Origin of the sequence: Pseudomonas syringae group sp. J248-6 (assembly GCF_032586995.1) — a bacterium.
GTDB classification, from domain to species: Bacteria; Pseudomonadota; Gammaproteobacteria; order Pseudomonadales; family Pseudomonadaceae; genus Aquipseudomonas; species Aquipseudomonas amygdali.
This window is the reverse complement of sequence record NZ_JAWHOP010000023.1, coordinates 13,520-32,062: the sequence shown is the minus strand read 5'-3', so window position 1 is coordinate 32,062 and position 18,543 is coordinate 13,520. Positions and strand designations below refer to the sequence as shown.

The 18,543-nt window shown below is 59.8% G+C and carries 17 protein-coding genes; 11 read left to right on the top strand and 6 right to left on the bottom strand.

What is annotated here, in order from left to right:
- The first annotated feature begins 39 nt into the window (after positions 1-39).
- From RYC17_RS22495 to RYC17_RS22475, 5 genes are all read left to right on the top strand, one after another.
- Positions 40-426 carry a RidA family protein gene (locus RYC17_RS22495; protein ID WP_002553703.1) on the top strand — a complete coding sequence of 129 codons (387 nt, stop codon included), beginning with the start codon at positions 40-42 and terminating at the stop codon, positions 424-426.
- Between the two features lie 59 nt (positions 427-485).
- The gene (locus RYC17_RS22490; protein WP_004658792.1) at positions 486-1,250 is read left to right on the top strand and encodes an IclR family transcriptional regulator; all 765 of its coding nucleotides are present in this window, start codon (positions 486-488) and stop codon (positions 1,248-1,250) included.
- A 16-nt stretch (positions 1,251-1,266) separates the two neighbouring features.
- Positions 1,267-2,472 carry an amino acid deaminase gene (locus RYC17_RS22485; protein ID WP_316904512.1) on the top strand — a complete coding sequence of 402 codons (1,206 nt, stop codon included), beginning with the start codon at positions 1,267-1,269 and terminating at the stop codon, positions 2,470-2,472.
- Between the two features lie 28 nt (positions 2,473-2,500).
- Positions 2,501-3,424, top strand: a complete 924-nt coding sequence (locus RYC17_RS22480; RefSeq protein ID WP_230018581.1) for a sugar kinase — start codon at positions 2,501-2,503, stop codon at positions 3,422-3,424.
- 129 nt (positions 3,425-3,553) lie between these two features.
- Positions 3,554-6,046 carry a UvrD-helicase domain-containing protein gene (locus RYC17_RS22475; RefSeq protein WP_316904511.1) on the top strand — a complete coding sequence of 831 codons (2,493 nt, stop codon included), beginning with the start codon at positions 3,554-3,556 and terminating at the stop codon, positions 6,044-6,046.
- 10 nt (positions 6,047-6,056) lie between these two features.
- Here the strand turns inward: RYC17_RS22475 and RYC17_RS22470 are convergent, their stop codons facing one another.
- Positions 6,057-6,323, bottom strand: a complete 267-nt coding sequence (locus tag RYC17_RS22470) for a DUF1652 domain-containing protein (protein WP_002553708.1) — start codon at positions 6,321-6,323, stop codon at positions 6,057-6,059.
- Positions 6,324-6,712: 389 nt separating this feature from the next.
- Here RYC17_RS22470 and RYC17_RS22465 point away from each other — a divergent pair, with 389 nt between their 5' ends.
- Positions 6,713-7,792 (top strand): polyamine ABC transporter substrate-binding protein, encoded by a 1,080-nt coding sequence (locus RYC17_RS22465; RefSeq protein WP_005777506.1) that lies wholly within the window; start codon positions 6,713-6,715, stop codon positions 7,790-7,792.
- Positions 7,793-7,811: 19 nt separating this feature from the next.
- On the opposite strand, the gene RYC17_RS22460 is transcribed toward RYC17_RS22465, so the two are convergent.
- The 4 genes from RYC17_RS22460 to RYC17_RS22445 are packed head-to-tail and all read right to left on the bottom strand — an operon-like array spanning position 7,812 to position 10,676.
- A complete protein-coding gene (locus tag RYC17_RS22460) occupies positions 7,812-8,525 on the bottom strand; it encodes an ABC transporter ATP-binding protein (RefSeq protein ID WP_058401509.1) in 714 nt (237 codons plus the stop codon).
- 3 nt (positions 8,526-8,528) lie between these two features.
- Complete coding sequence (locus tag RYC17_RS22455; RefSeq protein ID WP_122259860.1) at positions 8,529-9,377, bottom strand: ABC transporter permease; 849 nt, start codon at positions 9,375-9,377, stop codon at positions 8,529-8,531.
- Positions 9,374-10,384 carry an aliphatic sulfonate ABC transporter substrate-binding protein gene (locus RYC17_RS22450; protein WP_058401511.1) on the bottom strand — a complete coding sequence of 337 codons (1,011 nt, stop codon included), beginning with the start codon at positions 10,382-10,384 and terminating at the stop codon, positions 9,374-9,376. The genes RYC17_RS22455 and RYC17_RS22450 overlap by 4 nt, the downstream gene beginning before the upstream one ends.
- Complete coding sequence (locus RYC17_RS22445; protein WP_162492556.1) at positions 10,299-10,676, bottom strand: hypothetical protein; 378 nt, start codon at positions 10,674-10,676, stop codon at positions 10,299-10,301. The genes RYC17_RS22450 and RYC17_RS22445 overlap by 86 nt, the downstream gene beginning before the upstream one ends.
- A gap of 209 nt (positions 10,677-10,885) precedes the next feature.
- Between RYC17_RS22445 and RYC17_RS22440 the strand changes: the two genes are divergently transcribed.
- Positions 10,886-11,572, top strand: a complete 687-nt coding sequence (locus tag RYC17_RS22440; protein ID WP_011168719.1) for a hypothetical protein — start codon at positions 10,886-10,888, stop codon at positions 11,570-11,572.
- A gap of 19 nt (positions 11,573-11,591) precedes the next feature.
- Here RYC17_RS22440 and RYC17_RS22435 read toward each other — a convergent pair whose 3' ends face one another.
- Complete coding sequence (locus RYC17_RS22435; protein WP_057401354.1) at positions 11,592-12,587, bottom strand: aldo/keto reductase; 996 nt, start codon at positions 12,585-12,587, stop codon at positions 11,592-11,594.
- A gap of 181 nt (positions 12,588-12,768) precedes the next feature.
- On the opposite strand from RYC17_RS22435, the gene lexA reads away from it, so the two are divergent.
- The 4 genes from lexA to RYC17_RS22415 are packed head-to-tail and all read left to right on the top strand — an operon-like array spanning position 12,769 to position 18,521.
- Positions 12,769-13,386: a transcriptional repressor LexA gene (gene lexA, locus RYC17_RS22430; RefSeq protein ID WP_057401353.1), complete on the top strand. Its 618-nt coding sequence runs from the start codon at positions 12,769-12,771 to the stop codon at positions 13,384-13,386.
- Positions 13,386-14,006, top strand: a complete 621-nt coding sequence (gene imuA, locus RYC17_RS22425; protein WP_057401352.1) for a translesion DNA synthesis-associated protein ImuA — start codon at positions 13,386-13,388, stop codon at positions 14,004-14,006. Before lexA ends, imuA begins: the two co-directional genes overlap by 1 nt.
- 7 nt (positions 14,007-14,013) lie before the next feature.
- Positions 14,014-15,429 (top strand): Y-family DNA polymerase, encoded by a 1,416-nt coding sequence (locus RYC17_RS22420; RefSeq protein ID WP_058401513.1) that lies wholly within the window; start codon positions 14,014-14,016, stop codon positions 15,427-15,429.
- Entirely contained in the window at positions 15,426-18,521 is a 3,096-nt protein-coding gene (locus tag RYC17_RS22415; RefSeq protein WP_058401514.1) for an error-prone DNA polymerase, read from the top strand. Before RYC17_RS22420 ends, RYC17_RS22415 begins: the two co-directional genes overlap by 4 nt.
- Positions 18,522-18,543 lie beyond the last annotated feature (22 nt).

Below are 18,543 nucleotides of genomic sequence, written 5' to 3'. Positions count from 1 at the left end.
GTTTCACGACGTCCAATGCTTCAAGACAAGGAAAAACTCATGACTATTACCCGTTATGGCGCAGGCAGCACCGCTGGGGGTGGCCAGCCACGTCCATTCGCCCGAGCAGTCGAGGCCGACGGCTGGCTGCACGTTTCCGGCCAGGTGCCTGCGCAGGATGGCGAGATTATCGTCGGCGGTATCGTCGAGCAGACGCACCAGACCATGCGCAACCTGATCGCGATCCTCGACGAAGCCGGTTATGCGCTCGAAGACGTAGTACGGGTCGGCGTGTGGCTGGAAGACCCACGGGACTTCTGGAGTTTCAACAAGGTGTTCGGTGAATACTTCAGCCCCGAGCATGCACCGGCGCGCGCTTGCGTGCAGGCCAGCATGATGGTCGACTGCAAGGTCGAAATCGACTGTATTGCTTATAGGCGCAAGTAGCAGCTTCAAGCCAGAAGCCTCGGTTTATATGGCTTACAGCTCTACTTAAGGAATGAGTCATGACTGAAGACACAATCAAGCGCCGGGCACGTGGACTGGACCGGGCGTTCGATATTCTGGATTTCCTCAAGGAAAAGGCCAGACCCATGCGTCCCAACGAAATTGCCAGCGGAATCGGCAGCCCCAAATCGACGGTTTATGAGCTGGTGGCGTCGCTGCTGGAGCGGCGTATTCTGGAAACGGTCGGCAAGGACGGGCATGTCTACCTTGGCCGTCAGTTGTACTTTCTCGGTCAGGCGCACTTGCGCCACTTCGATTTCACTCGCGAGGCGGAAGTCTGCCTGGGCGAGATCGTCAGCCAGACGCGGGAAACCGCGCAGATGTGCCTGCTCAATGGCCGAAAATACACCGTTGCGCTGATGAAAGAGGGTGAGCGGCATTTCAGGATTTCCTCGGATATCGGTGAAAACGCGCCCATCCCGTGGACTGCTTCCGGACGTCTGCTGCTCAGCCACCTGAGCGATCAGCAGATCATCGACCTGATTGATCCCGACGATTTCATCCTCCCGGGTGGCGAGCGTTTGCCGCTGGAAACCTTTTTGCGGGAGATCCGCAAGGCAGGCGAAGAGGGCTTTTTCTCCTTCGATAGCGTGGCCGACACCTTCACGCACTGTTTCGCCGCGCCGGTGAAAAACGAGCACGGTCAGTGCATCGCAACCCTGTGCATTGTCGCGCCGCGTGCCGATGCCAAGACCCATTACGACGATTATCGGCGGGTGCTGATCGACAGCGCCAACGGCCTGGCTCGTCGAATCAACGAATAACTGCAGGAGATTACTGATGAGCACCGCCGTAATGGACAAGGGTATTGCGCAACCGGGTGACAGCCTGGTCACTGATGTCAGCCTGCCTGCACTGGTCATCCATCGTAAGGCGCTGGATCACAATATTCGCTGGATGCAACGTTTTGTCACTGACAGCGGTGCAGAGCTTGCACCGCATGGCAAGACCAGCATGGTGCCAGCGCTGTTTCGGCGACAGCTGGACGCGGGCGCATGGGGCATGACCCTCGCCACGGCGGTCCAGACCCAGGCCGCTTATGCGCATGGTGTACGGCGGGTGTTAATGGCCAATCAGCTGGTCGGCGCGCCGAACATGGCGGTGATTGCCGATCTGTTGGCTGACCCGATGTTCGAGTTTCACTGCATGGTCGATCACCCGGACAATGTCGCTGCACTGGGCCAGTTTTTCGCGGCACGCGGCCTGCGTCTGAACGTGATGATCGAATATGGCGTGCCCGGTGGACGCTGCGGCTGTCGCAGCGAAGCGCAGGTGCTGGCCCTGGCTGACGCTGTTCAGGCCCAGCCGGCGCTGGCGTTGACGGGTATCGAGGGTTACGAAGGCGTCATCCACGGCGACCATGCCATCGACGGCATCAAGGCGTTTGCCGCGTCGCTGGTACGCCTGGCTGTCGACTTGCAGGACAAGGGTGCCTTCGCTTTGGATCGCCCGATTGTCACTGCATCCGGCTCGGCGTGGTACGACCTGATCGCTGAAGCATTCGATGCCCGGGCCGTTCGCGAACGGTTCCTCAGCGTGCTGCGCCCCGGCAGTTATGTGGTGCATGACCACGGTATCTACAAGGATGCGCAGTGCTGCGTGCTGGACCGACGTGCCGAGCTGAGCGAAGCGCTGCGTCCTGCGCTGGAGGTCTGGGCGCATGTGCAGTCCATGCCGGAGCCGGGTTTTGCGGTGATCGCCATGGGCAAGCGCGACGTTGCCTACGATGCAGGGCTGCCCAACCCGCTGCTGCGTTACAAAGCGGGCGTGCAGCCTGCATCAGGCGACGACGTCAGTGCCTGCAAAGTGACTGCCGTGATGGATCAGCACGCTTTCATGACCGTCGCGCCCGGGTGCGAGTTGAAGGTTGGCGACATCATTTCCTTCGGTACCTCACACCCGTGTCTGACCTTCGACAAGTGGCGTTCAGGTTGTCTGGTTGATAATGACATGCGAGTGATCGAGCCTTTCAGCACCTATTTCTAGTTCCGGTATTGGCAGGAGTAATCGTCTCATGAGCCTTCCACGGGTCGCCCTTATCGGCGAATGCATGATCGAGTTGCAGCAGCATGCCGACGGCAGCCTGCGTCAGAGCTTCGGCGGTGACACGCTCAATACGGCGGTTTACCTTGCCCGATTGTTGGGTGAGCGGGCCAAGGTGGATTACGTCACGGCGCTGGGTGATGACAGCTTCAGCGATGCAATGTGCCGGATCTGGGCCGATGAGGGCATTGGTCTGGGCAAGGTGCAGCGCCTGCCGGGGCGTTTGCCCGGGCTCTACTGCATCCAGACCGATGCCAATGGCGAGCGCCGTTTTCTCTACTGGCGCAACGAAGCCGCCGTACGGGACTGTTTCATGACGCCCGCGGCCGAGCCGATTCTCGCGGCGCTGGCCAGCTACGACGTGCTGTATTTCAGCGGTATCACCCTGGCGGTACTTGGCGAGCAGGGCCGCGCCCGATTGCTGGAAGCGCTGGGCCGTGCTCGCCAACGTGGGGTCAGGGTTGCCTTCGACAATAACTATCGGCCTCGGCTGTGGGCCAGCGTGGAGCAGGCCCGTGAGGCCTATCAGGCATGTCTGCAGCATGTGGATCTCGCGTTGCTCACCGAAGACGATGAGCAGGCGCTCTATGGTTATGCAGACAGTGAGCAATTGCTGGCGGCCTATCGGGGTCGTGGCATCGGTGAGATCGTCGTCAAGCGCGGCGCGCAAAGTTGTCTTGTGGAAGCCGGCGGCGAGCGTTTCGACATTGCGTCGCAAAAGGTCGAGCGCGTCGTCGATACCACAGCAGCGGGGGATTCGTTCAGCGCTGCCTATCTGGCCGCCCGGCTCACGGGGGAACAGCCGCGACAGGCTGCCGAAGCCGGTCATCGCCTGGCCAGTGTAGTGATTCAGCACCCGGGTGCACTGGTGCCAAAATCGGTCATGCCAGTCTGATAGCACCTGCGACGGAACATGCAGTTGATCGGCTAACGCACTGACAGACAAGCATTTCGCTGGAACCTGCGCGCAAATCCGGCCACCATAGGCGACCTTTTTGCCTGCAAGCCATCCACCGGAGTCTGCGTGCCTGACGACCTTCCTTCTGCGCTTCCTCATGACCTGGATGTCGATCTCATGCCGCCTCGGCAACTGCCGTTTTTCAGGCGTCTGTTATCGCGCCTGATCGGCCGCGGCCTCACAGGGCTGGGTTCGCAGCATATGCCGTCGTGGTTCCAGGGCCATGCCGATGGCTATCTGAACGGGCACATAGAGGGCGTACGCGAGGGTTATGCCGACGGCTACCTGGATGGTGAAGAAGCGGGGCGTCAGGTGCTTGTCATCAACGATACTCGACCTGTCCGACATCGCGGCCCCAAGGCTGACGACCATCTGTTCGACGACTGGCGGCTGGCGCTCACGCCCGAACTGAAAAAGCGCATCAAGGCCGATGTCGCCGAAAAGCTCCCTGCGCATGCTCAGCCCAGCACGGCGCAGTGGAAGATGATTTTCAGCGATACGCCGTCTACCTACGTCATTGCCGGGGCGGGCGCAGGCAAATCCACATCGCTGGTGCTGCGCATTCTGCTGTTGCATCACTACCTGGGCTTTGAACTGAACGCGATGACAGTCGTGACCTTCACCCGTGAGTCGCGCAAGGACTTCATCGGCAAGCTGATCGAAGTGATGGCCTTGTGGGGGCATGTGACGGGGCAGAAACAGGCTCGTGACCTGGTTCGCACCTTTCATTCGCGTATTCTGCCGCTGGTGCGCAGCCTGCCGGGTTTTGAGCAGCTCAGGGCGTTCGAGAACCTGAGCAGCCAGTCATCCGGCCTGGAAGAGGCGGACAGCAATCCTTTCGACCTGCGGATCAACGACGCGCAGCGTCAGCAACTCAATCTCTGCTACCGCGACCTGTACGCCGGCAATGAGCGTTTCCGCGAAGTCATGGCGCCGCTGTATCGCCATGCCTTGCAGCTCAAGGAACTGGATCGCGACCATCCTGACGTACAGAAGCGTGTCGCGGTGACCGAGCTATCCTCGAAACGGGATGAGGAGTGGTGTGACACCGTCGAGGACTTGTGGATTCGCGCAGGAGCATGGCCTATAAAGGGCATTGAGCCTATGCGCCAAGCTGTTGAAATAAATGGATTTTCCTTTTGTTTTCACGGCTATATTGCCGAGCTGGATGCCTGGGTTGTGCTGGGCCTGGACGCCAGTGAAGACCAGCAACTCAAGCGGCCGGGTGCCAAATTGCCAGTGTGGGCCGAGGGGGTCATAAAGCGCACCCTGTTTCAAGCTTTCTGCAGTAAGCCTTTGATCTGGCTGGATAACTATCAGTCTGCCAGCAAGCTATTGCAGTCATTGGCGGGCGACGCAGTTGCCGGGCCCGGATTCGACTATCGGGTGAAGGGTGAGCTCGGTGCTGCGCCGCTACTGGACTGTTTTGTCACCGCCGCCAGCTTCATCGAGAACCTCGGGCTGGACGTACCCAATGCCGTGTCCGAGATGAGCTTTGCCAGCGACGACCCGGATCGTTTCTTCTTCGAAGCGCTGAGTCTTTTCTGGAAAGCTTTCGAAACGCACCTGCTGGCTCAGTCGCCTCCGATCATGACCTATAACCGGATGTTTGCGTTGTTCGGTGAAACATCGCCGGAAAACCTCAAACACGTCAGCGACCAGATGCTCAGACCGCTGTCGCATTTGATGATCGACGAGTTCCAGGATGTGTCGCCGCAGATCGTCTCATGGATACGCGCCAGCCTGCGCGAAATTCGGCGTCGTGGTCCCGCTCTGCATACAGGCCGGATCGCTCAGCATTCATCACTGCTGTGTGTCGGCGATGACTGGCAATCGATCTACGGCTGGCGCGGCAGTTCACCGAAGTATTTCATGGAATTCGCCAGGGAGTTTTCGTCTCCGGCGACCACCAGAGTCATGCTCAGTGACAACTTCCGCAGCCATCAGCACATTATCGATGCCGCCGAGCATGTCGTCCGGGCAGCTCCGGCGATTGCGGGCAAGAAGGCTCGTGCCAGCGGCATGCCGCAAGAGCTGCTGCCGGTCACGGTGCTGGATCGTGACGAGGACGAACTGGCCGTGCGTGTAGCCGAGCACTACAACGACGGTGACTCGATTCTGCTGCTTTACCGTAAAGGCAGCGAGAAAGCCCGGTTCTCGGAACGTTTGCAGGCATTGATCGATGCTGACGCGGCGATGGGCGCACAAGGCCGTCGCATCAGGACGCTGACTTACCACAGTTCCAAAGGCTTGCAGGCGGATGCCGTGTTTTTGTTGGGCGACTGCCAGCATCTGACCGTCTCGCCTTACAAGAATCAGGTTTACCGTTTGGCAGGGCTGGGTGATGCGAGCGATCTTCAGCCCTTTGATACAGCGCAGAAGGATGAAGTCTTGCGCCTGGCTTATGTCGCCATTACTCGTGCGGCGCGGCATTGCTATTGGTACATCGATCAAGGCACCGGCGGCGGGGAAAATGCCCAGATGCCTAAAGCTTCAGACAGAATTGCCCAGGACAAGCCTTTCTTCGAAGACTTGCGCGGTAAAGTCCGAACAGGCTGAGGCTGTCATCTCAGGAAAAACCGGCAACCTGTTGCTGCGTATGAGTGCCGAACAATTCCAGCTCATCCTCGATGGCCTCGATGATGCGCTCTACATCAGCGGCATTCATCACCGTGGAACACGGCAGGCCGGCGATGGCGACGACTGTCTCACCGCTGGCGCGGTCGAAAAGTCGTGCAATCATGCTGCCGGGAGCATCCATCGAGGCTTCAAAGCCTACCGGATGGAAGTGCCAGCGCATCAGTTGGCATGCATTGGGGAATGTGACTTTGTTCATGACAATGGCCCACCTTAATCAATCGAGCATTTCCCTTGCTCCAATGGGTAGGCAGACAGCCAGAATTCGTCCGGTAAAGCCATGATGACGAGACGATAATCAGCGCAGCGGATTATCGGTCAGTCGGGTTGCTTTCCAGCAGGATCGCTGAGCGGTCTGACGAGTACTGAAAATAGCATCTGCCCGCACTGTTCTGGAAAAATTTTTTATGACGCAGCACAAAAAAATCAATTATATGGCTGTCATCATCACAAGGTATCAATGGCCACGTTCCATGCATATGTCATTCGCTCCGAAGAAGGCCCCGCGGTTAACCGAATTTGCTTGACGAAGGTGGTTTTCATGCCCGGTCTGGGGCAAGCTATCGTTATTGACCCGAGGAGCTGAAAATGCTGAGAAAATCCCTTGCTGCACTGATGTTGCTGGCCTCGACCAGCCATGCGGCGGAGACGGTCAATATCTACAACTGGACGGATTATATCGCCCCGGACACTCTGAAAAACTTTGAAGCGGCCACCGGTTTCAAGACCTCTTACGAGACTTTCGAAACCAACGAGACGCTGAACACAAAGCTGATTGCTGGCCATTCCGGCTACGACCTAGTCTTTCCCTCCATTCATTTCATGGGCCGACAGATCGAGAACGGTTTGCTCAAGACCCTCGACAAACGGCAGCTTCCCAACTGGAAAAATCTCAACCCGGTCCTGCTCAAGGCACTGGAGGGCAGTGATCCGGGCAACCAGCACGGGTTTCCCTACCTGTGGGGCAGCACCGGGATTGGCTATGACATGGCGAAGGTCAAGGCCATTCTTGGCAAGGACACTCCGCTTGACTCATGGGATCTGGTGCTCAAGCCGGAAAACATGAAAAAGCTCGCCCAGTGTGGTGTCGCTTTTCTGGACAGCGCACCGGCGCTGATCCCTATCGCTCTGAACTACCTCGGCCTGCCACCGCACAGCGAGGTGCCGGACGACTACAAAAAGGCCAAGGCGCTGCTGGATGAGGTACGGCCGTATGTGCGCAATTTCAGTTCAGCCGACTATATTGGCGATCTCGCTACGGGCAAGATCTGTGTGGCAGTAGGCTACTCAGGGGATATTTCCCTGGCGCAGGAGCAGGCCCAAAAAGCGGGCAACAACATCACCATCAGCTATGTGGTTCCAAAGGAGGGCGCGCCAATGTGGTTTGACATGATCGCCATCCCGGCTGATGCCCCTGATGTCAAAGGTGCCTACGCGTTCATGAACTACCTGCTGCGCCCGGAAGTGATCGCCAACATTACCAATACGGTGCATTACGCCAACGGTAACGAAAAGGCCGACGCCCTGATCAATCCCGGCCTGTGGACGGATACCACTGTCTATCCAGACGCCGACATGCTGAGCCGCTTGTTCGTGATGTCTCAGGTCCCCGTTAATATCGAGGCGTTGCGCCAGGGACTCTGGAAAGAGTTCAAGGCCGACAAGTAAGGCTGCGAGGCGACCGACGTCAAATGATGTGGGCCTGATGCAGCTCGGTCAGTGCCTGAGCCTTCAGCCTGGCCAGTAGCGGATCGCGGCGATCTCTTGGTGTTTGCAGCCCGACCGGCAGTTGCTGGGTAATCGTACCGGGGCGGCTTCCCATCACTAATACCCGGTCGCTCAGGTACAGCGCCTCGTCGACATCGTGAGTCACCAGCAACAGGGTGATAGCGTGACGCTCGGCCAGTTGCAGCAGCAGGTCCTGAAGCTTCATTCGGGTAAACGCGTCCACTGCGCTGAAAGGCTCATCCAGCAGCAATACGGCAGGGTGCGAGTACAGACCGCGAGCGATGGCCACGCGTTGCGCCATGCCTCCGGACAACGCTTTTGGCAGAGCATCGGCGAAACCGGACAGGCCCACTTCATCGATCAATTGACCGACCCATCTACGGTCGTAGCCAGCATCGTCGCTGAAGCCGATATTCTGTTCGACGGTCAGCCAGGGCATCAGGCGCGGTTCCTGAAACACAAACGCGACTTCTCCCTCAATGTTGTCCACCGAGCCACGAAAGTCCTGCTCCAGCCCGGCGACAATTCTGAGCAGCGTGCTTTTACCGCAACCGCTTGGCCCCAGCAGGCTGACGATTTCACCTGACTGTAACGACAGATCGATGTCATGCAGTACGGTATTGCCAGCGAATGCCTTGCGGTCGACGCGTATGTTCATCAACGATTCCGACATTTATCAACCCTCGCGGCTTTGGCCGGTGAATGTGTCCCGCCAGGCCAGAAAGCGTTTTTCCAGGCCTGCCAACAGGCCATCGCTCAACTTGCCCAGTGTTGCCAGAACGATGATGGCCGCCAGCACGATGTCCGGGCGCGAGGTTTCGCGTCCGTCACTGAGCAGGTAGCCCAGGCCTTTGGTGGCCGCGATCAGCTCGGCGGCCACCAGAAACATCCATGACAGGCTCATGCCGCTGCGCAAACCGGTAAACAGGCCGGGCAGGGCGGCGGGCAGAAGAATACGCCGGGTCAGGCGATAGCGGCTGAAGCCATACATCTGGCCGACTTCCACCAGCTTTCGGTCAATGCCCCGAATTGCGGCCACGCCGTTGAGGTAGACCGGAAAAAACGCACCGATGGCAATCAGCACAATCTTGGATGTCTCGCCAATGCCCAGCCACAGCAACAGAAGCGGCACCCAGGCCAGGCTCGGGATGGAACGGAGCCCGGCGAGCGTCGGCTCCAGATACGCCTCCGCCTCACGACTGAGCCCCACCCACGCGGCAAATACCAAGGCCAGGCTTGCGCCGATCACAAAGCCGCTGAGCACACGCAACAGGCTGGCACTGATGTGTTTCCACAACGCACCATCGGCCAGATCGCGCAGTGTCAGCACGATCTCGCTGGGTGCTGGCATCTGGTAGGAGGGCAGCCAGCCGATGCGCACGATAATTTCCAGCAAAACAATGATTACAGCGGGGACTACCAGGCCTTTGAGCGGCGTTTTGTAGCGCTGCCAAAACGTGCGCTGCGCCTTGTCAGGCAAGGCCGCCTGCGCACAGGCAGGCAGTGACTTGTCTGGGCTGGTCATGGCGTTGCGATCACGGCTTTGGAAAACTCTGGCGTGATCAACTGATCGATCACTTGTTCGACGTTCACGCCTTTGCGCACCAGGTCCTCGGACACCAGAATCGGTGCTGCAGACTTGGATGCTTCTACATCTTTTTCGCTCAGTTGCGGGTTGCTCAGGTCTGTACGGGTCAATTGCAACCTGGCGACTTCCAGCGGCAGGCCTGACTCGGTCGCCAGCAGCCTGGCCAGCTCATCAGGATTTTTTACTGCCCATTCCCGAGCCTGCTCATAAGCGCTCAATACTGTTCTGATCGCCTGTGGATGCTCCTTGGCGTAGGTTTCCGTGACGCTCAGTACGCCATAGCTGTTGAAGTCCTTGTTGCGGTAAAGCAGGCGCGAGCCGGACTGTATTTCACTGGCCGCCATGTGCGGGTCAAGCCCTGCCCAGGCATCTACGTCGCCTTTTTCGAGGGCGGTGCGTCCATCGGGATGCTGCAGGTGCAGCAACTCGACATCATCCTTTTTCAGCCCGGCCTTCTGCAGCGCGCGCAAGGTGAACAGGTAAGGATCAGTGCCCTTGGTGGCGGCGATTTTCTTGCCTTTGAGTTCGGCAACCGATTGCAGGGGAGAATCCTTGCGCACCACCAGAGCCGTCCATTCTGCCCGGCTGTAGACATACACCGATTTGATCGGGCTGCCGTTGGCCCGGGCCAGCACCGCAGACAGGCTGGCCGACGAAGCAAAGTCGACGCTGCCACTGTTCAGGTATTCCAGCGAGCGGTTGCTGCCCTGGCTCAACACCCAGGTGACTTTCGCCTCCGGCAGGGCTTTCTCCAGCCAGCCAAAATGCTTGAGCGCCAGGCTGACCGGCGAATAATAGGCGTAATCCAGGCGGACTTCGGCAGGCGCGGTTTCAGCGGCCTGTGCTATTCCCTGCAGGCTAATCGCCAATGTGCAGGTCGTTAGCATCCAGCGAATCAGGGCTCGCGGCGTTTGCAACCAAAAAGAAATAGGGGGTTGTGGCATAGTGAGCGTCCAGATCGGGGAGACAAGGGCTGCAAGACTGGTTTGCATATTTCAAAAACAGCAGTCCAGAGAGCATGAAATTCACAAATGGAATATTGCATGCTCTGTGCCAAGGGTCCGGGTGCTTGAACAGCAAGGTATCAGGGCAATTTTCCAGTGTGAGTGATGTTGATCTGGCAGCAAGGTGTTGAACTGTTGTTGCCTGGTAAACAGTAAGGCTCACGGCCTGTTTTTCGACGATTTTCTGACAGTTTTTCTGCTTTTCGGGTGATTTTTTTCGCCAGGTTTGCAACAGAATCGTTTTTTGACACTCCTAATCGTCCACATTCTTAATTTCGAAACATGTGAGCACTAAGATTCGCGCGTGATCCATGAGTGTGCGCCCACTGCGCCCTTGTTTGACTGATCCGCAGAAATTCTTGGGGCGAGCTGCATAAGCCTGCGTATTCGCACCAGCCAGATGGCTGATCCCTTTCAAATGCGCACCGGACTCAGAAAATAATGAATATGCCGAAAATGCCTTCGATCACCCGACTCCAGCGCCGCATCGCATGGTGCTTCTTCCCATCATTACTGGTGGCTTCTGCCCTGGCCCTGTTCACCATGGGCAAGGGGGTTCATGCCGAGCCCAAGAACGGCACGCAGACACTGGTATTTCTTCGTCATGCCGAAAAACCGGCCATGGGGCTGGGGCAACTGAACTGCCAAGGGCTCAACCGGGCCATCGAACTGTCGGAGGTCTTGCCCAGGGAATTCGGCAAAGCTGACTTTATCTTCGCCGCCAACCCCAGCCGACACGTGGAGGAGGGTGAGGGCGACCTGTCCTACAGCTACGTGCGTCCGCTGATGACGGTAGGGCCCAGCGCAATCAAACTGGGTCTGCCCGTCAACCTCGACTTTGGTGCCAACGACACCGCAGACCTGGCCGATGAGCTGATGCGGGACAAGTACCACAACGCAGTTATCTACACCGCCTGGTCGCATGGCTACCTGCCGGAGCTGATCAACAAGGTTGCTGAAGAAGCGTCCGGCAAGAGCACTAACCTGCTGGATGACTGGACGAACGATGATTTCGACTCAGTGATTGTCGTCACCCTGAAATGGGTCGATGGCAAGGCCACGCTCGATTACAAGAATCAAAAACAGGGCCTCAACAACGGCACCGAGACCTGCCCTGAGGCGACCTGATCTCGAACCACAAACGTTTTCAGCCGTTGAGCGACTTCATCGACTCCGGGCTGTAACGCTCGCCCGACACGGCCCCTTGCGCCGGGAAGATCGCATCCAGTTGAGCCAGCTCATCGGTACTCAGCGTCAATGAAGCCGCTGCCACGTTGCTTTCCAGGTACTTGCGCTGTTTGGTGCCCGGGATCGGAACGATGTCGTCGCCTTGAGCAAGTACCCAGGCCAGCGCCAGTTGCGACGCGCTGACGCCTTTGGCCGCAGCCAGTGCCTTGACCTTTTCTACCAGTGCCAGATTGCGTTTGAAATTTTCGCCCTGAAAGCGCGGGCTGAAACGACGATAGTCATCGGCAGCGAAATCGTCCGGCGTGCGCAAGGCGCCAGTCAGAAAGCCACGGCCCAGCGGGCTGTAAGCCACGAAAGCAATACCCAGGCGACGGCAAGTGGCGAGCACATTGTCGTGCTCCGGATCGCGAGACCATAACGAATATTCACTTTGCACGGCCGCCAGCGGATGCACGTTGTGGGCTCTTTCGATGGTCGCTGCGCTGGCTTCGCAGATACCTATATGGCGAACCTTCCCAGCCTTGACCAGCTCGGCCATGGCACCGATGGTGTCCTCGATGGGCACATTGGGGTCGACACGGTGCTGATAGTAGAGATCAAGATAATCGGTATTCAGCCGTTTCAGGCTGGCATCGATGGACTGGTGAATGTACGCCGGGCTGCCATTCACGCCACGCGCATGCGGGTCATCGCCACGCACGATGCCGAACTTGCTGGCCAGGTAAATACCTTCACGCTTGCCTTCGAGAGCCCGGCCGAGCAACGTCTCGTTGGTATGCGGGCCATACATGTCAGCGGTATCAAAAAAAGTGATACCCAGTTCCAGCGCGCGGTGCAAGGTGGCGATGGATTCCTTTTCGTCGATGCCGGTGGTGTAGAAGTCCGACATTCCCATGCAGCCCAGTCCGATGGCAGAAACCTGCGGACCGTGGTGACCCAGTTGGCGCGTGATCACAATGAACTCTCCTGATCGTTGAAAGAGCCATCAAGTCTCTACGCTTTGGCTGGCGCAATAAACCGGGTGTTTCTTATTTCACTGTTGTGAAAATCCGAATAATCGACGTCTACGAAGCGCGAGAGCGTGCGGCGTCAATCCGACAAACCGTACTAGTCACAAAATCACCAGTGGAGTACAAATGTACTCCATGAGCACATTATCTCCCCGCCGCAGCGCAATCCTTACCTTCATCCGCGATCGCATCGCGCAGCAAGGGCAATCGCCGAGCCTGGCAGAAATTTCCGAGGCTTTTGGTTTTGCTTCGCGCAGCGTGGCGCGCAAGCACATTGTGGCCCTCACTGAAGCCGGTCTGATCGAGGTCGTAGCGCATCAGGCCCGTGGTATTCGCCTGCTCAACAGCGAGCCGCGGCCCGAATTGCTTGAACTTCCGGTATTGGGGCGCGTAGCTGCGGGCGCACCTATCGGGCCGGACCTCGATATTCACACCACACTGCATCTGGACCGCAGCACGTTTACCCGTGTGCCGGACTACCTGCTGCGCGTGCAGGGCGACTCGATGATCGAAGACGGTATTCTCGATGGCGATCTGGTCGGCGTGCACCGTAACCCGCAGGCCAGTGACGGGCAGATCGTCGTTGCCCGCCTGGACGGCGAAGTTACCATCAAGCGCTTGCAACGCAGTGCCGATCAGGTGCGCCTGTTGCCGCGCAACCCGGCCTACGAACCGATCATTGTCACGCCTGATCAGGACTTCGCCATCGAAGGCGTGTTCTGCGGGCTGGTCCGGCGCGAATGATGGGCGCGGTGGTCAGCCTTGACGCCTTGCTGGATGAGCGCAGGGTCTGGAAAGGCCGTCAGCAGAGCGCGCCGCAGGTCAGCCCGCACCCCAGTGGCCATGCATTGCTGGACAGCGCCTTGCCCACTGGCGGCTGGCCTGCTGCCGCCCTGACTGAAATCCTCATCCCGGCCAATGGCAGTGGGGAGTTGCGTCTGCTGTGGCCAAGCCTGGCGAGGTTGTCTGCGATCGCTGAGCGCATTGTGCTGGTTGCACCGCCCTACATTCCGTACCCGCAAGCCTGGCTGGCCGCCGGGGTCGATCTGCGCCAGCTGGTTGTCATCGAGGCAGGCCCGCGCGATGCCCTGTGGGCTGCCGAACAGTGCCTGCGTTCCGGCAGTTGTGGCGCGGTCGTGTGCTGGCCCGGCATGGTCGATGACCGTGCGCTGCGACGTTTGCAGGTGGCTGCCGAAACCGGGCAGACCCTGGCGTTTGCCTGCCGCCCGCAGCAGGCCGCCGCCAACCCGTCACCGGCGGCCCTGCGCATCGCTGTCGACACCCGACCCGCACAATTGCGGGTGCTCAAGTGCCGTGGCGGGCTTGCGCCGCCTTTCCCCATTCCATTTTCGACCGACGCTTGAGGTTCTTATGCTCTGGGCCTGTGTCTTGCTGCCGCAACTGGCGCTCGACGGCGTCATGCGTCGTCGTAACGATCCCGATGAGCCTCTGGCGCTGATCAGCGGCAGTGCTCAACGTCGCGTGTTGCAAGCCGTCAACCCGGCGGCGCGTGCGTTGGGTTTGAAAGCCGGGCAGTCGCTGACGGCCGCTCAGGCGCTGGTGTCGAACTTCTCCATGGTCGAGCATGACCCGGCCGACATCGAGCGCTTGCAGCAACTGCTCGCGGCCTGGGCATACGGTTTCAGCTCCAATGTCAGCCTCAAGTACCCCCGAGTGCTGCTGATGGAAATCGAGTCCAGCCTCAAGCTGTTCGGCCCCTGGCCGGTGTTCGAGGCACGCTTGCGTGAAGAGTTGACTGCGCAGGGTTTCCGGCATCGCATCGTGGTTGCGCCCAACCCGATAGCCGCACGGATGCTGGCCAACATGCATGACGGGCTGAGCATTGATTGCCCGCAGGCGTTGCGCCGCAGCCTGGAGCATATGCCGCTGGAACGCATCGGTCTGAGTCGTGAAACCGCCACGGCCCTGACACGCATGGGGCTGCGCTCTGTGCGGCAGGTGCTGGCCCTGCCGCGCGATACACTGGCGCGGCGGTTTCCGGCCAGCGTGCTGCAGCATCTCGACACATTGCTTGGCGAACGACCGGTGGCACTGGAGTGCTACACACCGCCGGACTTCTTCGATGTACGCATCGAGCTGAATTTCGACGTCGAGTCGCATCAGGCCCTGTTGTTTCCTCTCAAGCGGCTGATCGCCGATCTGGCTTTGTTTCTGGCTGGACGCGACAGCGGTGTGCAGCGATTTTCTCTGCATCTGGAGCACGTTGAAGGTCCGGAGACTGTGGTGCCAGTCGGGCTGCTGAGTGCCGAGCGCGATGCTTCGATGCTGTTCGAACTGGCCCGCGGCAGGCTGGAGCAAGTGCTGGTGGCGTCGCCGGTACGTGCCGTGCGCTTGCTGGCGCAGGATTTGCCGGATTTTGTTCCGGCGCACCGCCAGTTGCTCGATGAGCGCGTGCAACAGACCCTGCCCTGGGAGCAACTGCGCGAACGCCTGCGTGCGCGACTGGGCGACGAGTCTGTAAATGGCTTGCGCGCTCAGGCCGATCACCGCCCTGAATGCGCCTGGCAACCGCACAGCACAAGCAAAGCGGTCTTGCCAGCCAAAGGTTGTATGCGCCCGGGCTGGTTGCTGCGAGAACCCCAGCCGCTGCCACTTCATGCCACGCGCATCGTGGCCGGGCCCGAGCGAATCGAATCAGGCTGGTGGGACGGCGGCGATGTACGTCGCGACTACTATCTGGTCGAAACCTCCAACGGCCAGCGCGCCTGGGCCTATCGCAGCGTGGGCGAGCAGGGTGAACTGCTGCTGCATGGCTGGTTCGCATGACAAGCGAATACGCCGAGCTGCATTGCCTGTCCAACTTCAGTTTTCAGCGCGGTGCCTCAAGCGCCCGTGAGCTGTTCGAACGTGCCTCGCGCCACGGCTATCAGGCGCTGGCCATCACTGACGAGTGCACGCTGGCCGGTATCGTACGTGCCTGGCAGGCGTCCATCAGCACCGGCCTGCCATTGATCATCGGCAGCGAAATGCACATCGAGAACGGGCCGAAAGCCGTGCTGCTGGTAGAAAACCAGGCAGGCTATGAGGCGCTGTGCAAATTGATCACGGTGGCACGCCGCAGAGCCAGAAAAGGTGAATACCGGTTGTTGCGTGAAGACTTCGAGCCTTCGCCGGAAGGGTTGCTGGCCATCTGGCTGCCGGATATCGAAGGCGACGCGCAAGCCTGTCTGGCGCATGGACGCTGGTTGCGTGAGCGCTTTGCCGAGCGCCTCTGGCTCGGCGTGGAGTTACATCGCGGCGCGGATGACGAGCAGCGTCTGGCCGACTTGCTGGCGCTGGCTCAATCATTGGGTATCCCGGCAGTAGGCAGTGGTGATGTGCACATGCACGCACGCGGCCGGCGTGCCCTGCAGGACACCATGACTGCCATTCGCCATCACACGACCGTGGCCGAAGCAGGGCACCTGTTGTTTGCCAACGGCGAGCGCCATTTACGGCCACTGGATGCGCTTGCCGAGCATTACCCGGACTGGCTGCTGGCCGAATCGGTGCGTATTGCCCGGCGCTGCACGTTCGATCTCAAACAATTGAAATATGAATACCCGCACGAGCTGGTCCCCAAAGGCCAGACACCCACGTCGTGGCTGCGTGAACTGACCGAGCGCGGTGCCCGCAAACGCTGGCCGAAGGGGCTGACGCCAGCTACCCGTGCGCAGGTCGAGAAGGAACTGGCCCTGATCACGGAAAAGAAGTTCGACAGCTACTTTCTGACCGTGCATGACATCGTCGAGTTTGCCCGCAGCCAGCATATCCTTTGCCAGGGGCGTGGCTCGGCGGCCAACTCGGCAGTGTGTTATGCGCTGGGGATCACCGAGCTGAACCCGGAAAAGAGCAACCTGCTGTTCGAGCGCTTCATCTCCAAAGAGCGCAACGAGCCACCGGACATCGATGTGGATTTCGAGCATGACCGCCGCGAAGAAGTCATTCAGTACATATTCAGGCGTTATGGTCGGGGCAGGGCGGCGCTGACGGCGGTGGCCAGCACCTATCACGGCTCGGGCGCAGTGCGTGATGTGGCCAAGGTGCTGGGTCTGCCGCCTGACCAGATCAACGCCCTGGCCGATGCCTTCAGCCGCTGGAGCGATTCGCTGCCGTCGCCCGAACGCCTGCGCGAATACGGCTTCGATGCCGACATGCCAATCCTCAAGCGCGTGCTGGCACTGACCGGCGAGCTGATCGGCTTTCCCCGGCACCTGTCGCAACACCCGGGTGGCTTCGTGATTTCCGAACACCCACTGGAGACCTTGGTGCCGGTGGAGAACGCCGCGATGGCCGACCGCACCATCATCCAGTGGGACAAGGACGACCTGGACCTGGTCGGCCTGCTGAAAGTCGACATTCTTGCTCTGGGCATGCTCAGTGCCTTGCGCCGCACGTTCGATCTGGTGCATCTGCACCGTGGCCAACGATGGACTCTGGCAAGTCTGCCGGGCGACGACCGGAAAACCTACGAAATGATCAGCCGCGCCGACACCATCGGTGTGTTTCAGATCGAGTCCCGCGCGCAGATGGCCATGCTGCCGCGCCTGCGGCCGGAAAAATTCTATGACCTGGTCATCGAAGTCGCCATCGTCCGGCCGGGGCCGATCCAGGGCGACATGGTTCATCCGTATCTGCGGCGGCGCAATGGCGAAGAGGCGGTCACTTATCCGCCTAAACTAAAAAGCGTCTTTGAGCGCACCTTGGGCGTGCCGCTGTTCCAGGAGCAGGTCATGGAAGTTGCGATCATCGCTGCCGACTACACGCCGGGCGAGGCGGACGAGTTGCGCCGCGCGATGGCTGCGTGGAAACGCCACGGCGGGCTGGAGCCGCATCGCGAACGGCTGCGCACGGGCATGCTGAAAAACGGCTACGAAGCGGACTTTGCCGACCGGATTTTCGAACAGATCAAGGGTTTTGGCAGTTATGGTTTCCCCGAGTCTCACGCCGCCAGTTTCGCCTTGCTGACCTACGCCAGTTGCTGGCTCAAATGCCACGAACCGGCAGCGTTCACCTGTGCGCTGATCAACAGCTGGCCGATGGGGTTTTACAGCCCGGATCAATTGTTACAGGACGCACGTCGCCACCACATTGAAATCCGCCCGGTGGATGTGCGCTACAGCGACTGGGATTGTTCGCTGGAGCCGCTCGATCATCCCGACAGCACGCGCAATCTGGCGATTCGCCTCGGGCTGCGCATGGTGCGCAGCTTTCGCGAGGAAGATGCCCGGCGCATCGAAACGGCGCGCTCGAAGCGGCCATTCGCCGATGCCACCGACCTGACTCAGCGTGCCGGTCTGGACGCTCGCGCCGCCGAGGCACTGGCGGATTCCGGGGCTTTGCGTGGCCTGATTGGTCATCGGCACCGGGCGCGCTGGGAAGTCGCCGGGGTCGAGGCCCAGCGCCCGCTGTTCGACGACCTGCCCAGCGACGAAACCCAGGTGACGCTGCCGCTGCCGACGGTGGCCGAGGACCTGGTGGCCGACTACACAACGCTGGGCACTACCCTGGGCCCACACCCGCTGGCCTTGCTGCGCAGGCAACTGGCTGCCAAACGCTTTCGCAGCTCACAAGACTTGCTGAGCCTGGAAAACGACCGAACCCTCAGCGTGGCGGGGCTGGTCATCGGCCGCCAACGACCGGGCACCGCCAGTGGCGTGACCTTCGTGACGCTGGAAGACGAATTCGGCATGGTCAACGTCGTGGTCTGGCGCGACCTTGCCGAACGTCAGCGCAAGGTGCTGGTGGGCTCGCAATTGCTGCAGGTGTTCGGGCGCCTGGAATCAAAAAGCGGCGTACGGCACCTGATTGCCCAGCGTCTGTACGACCTGACGCCGTTGCTCACCGGGCTGGATGTGCGCAGTCGGGACTTCCAGTAATCGGGCCTGTAATTTGCAGTAG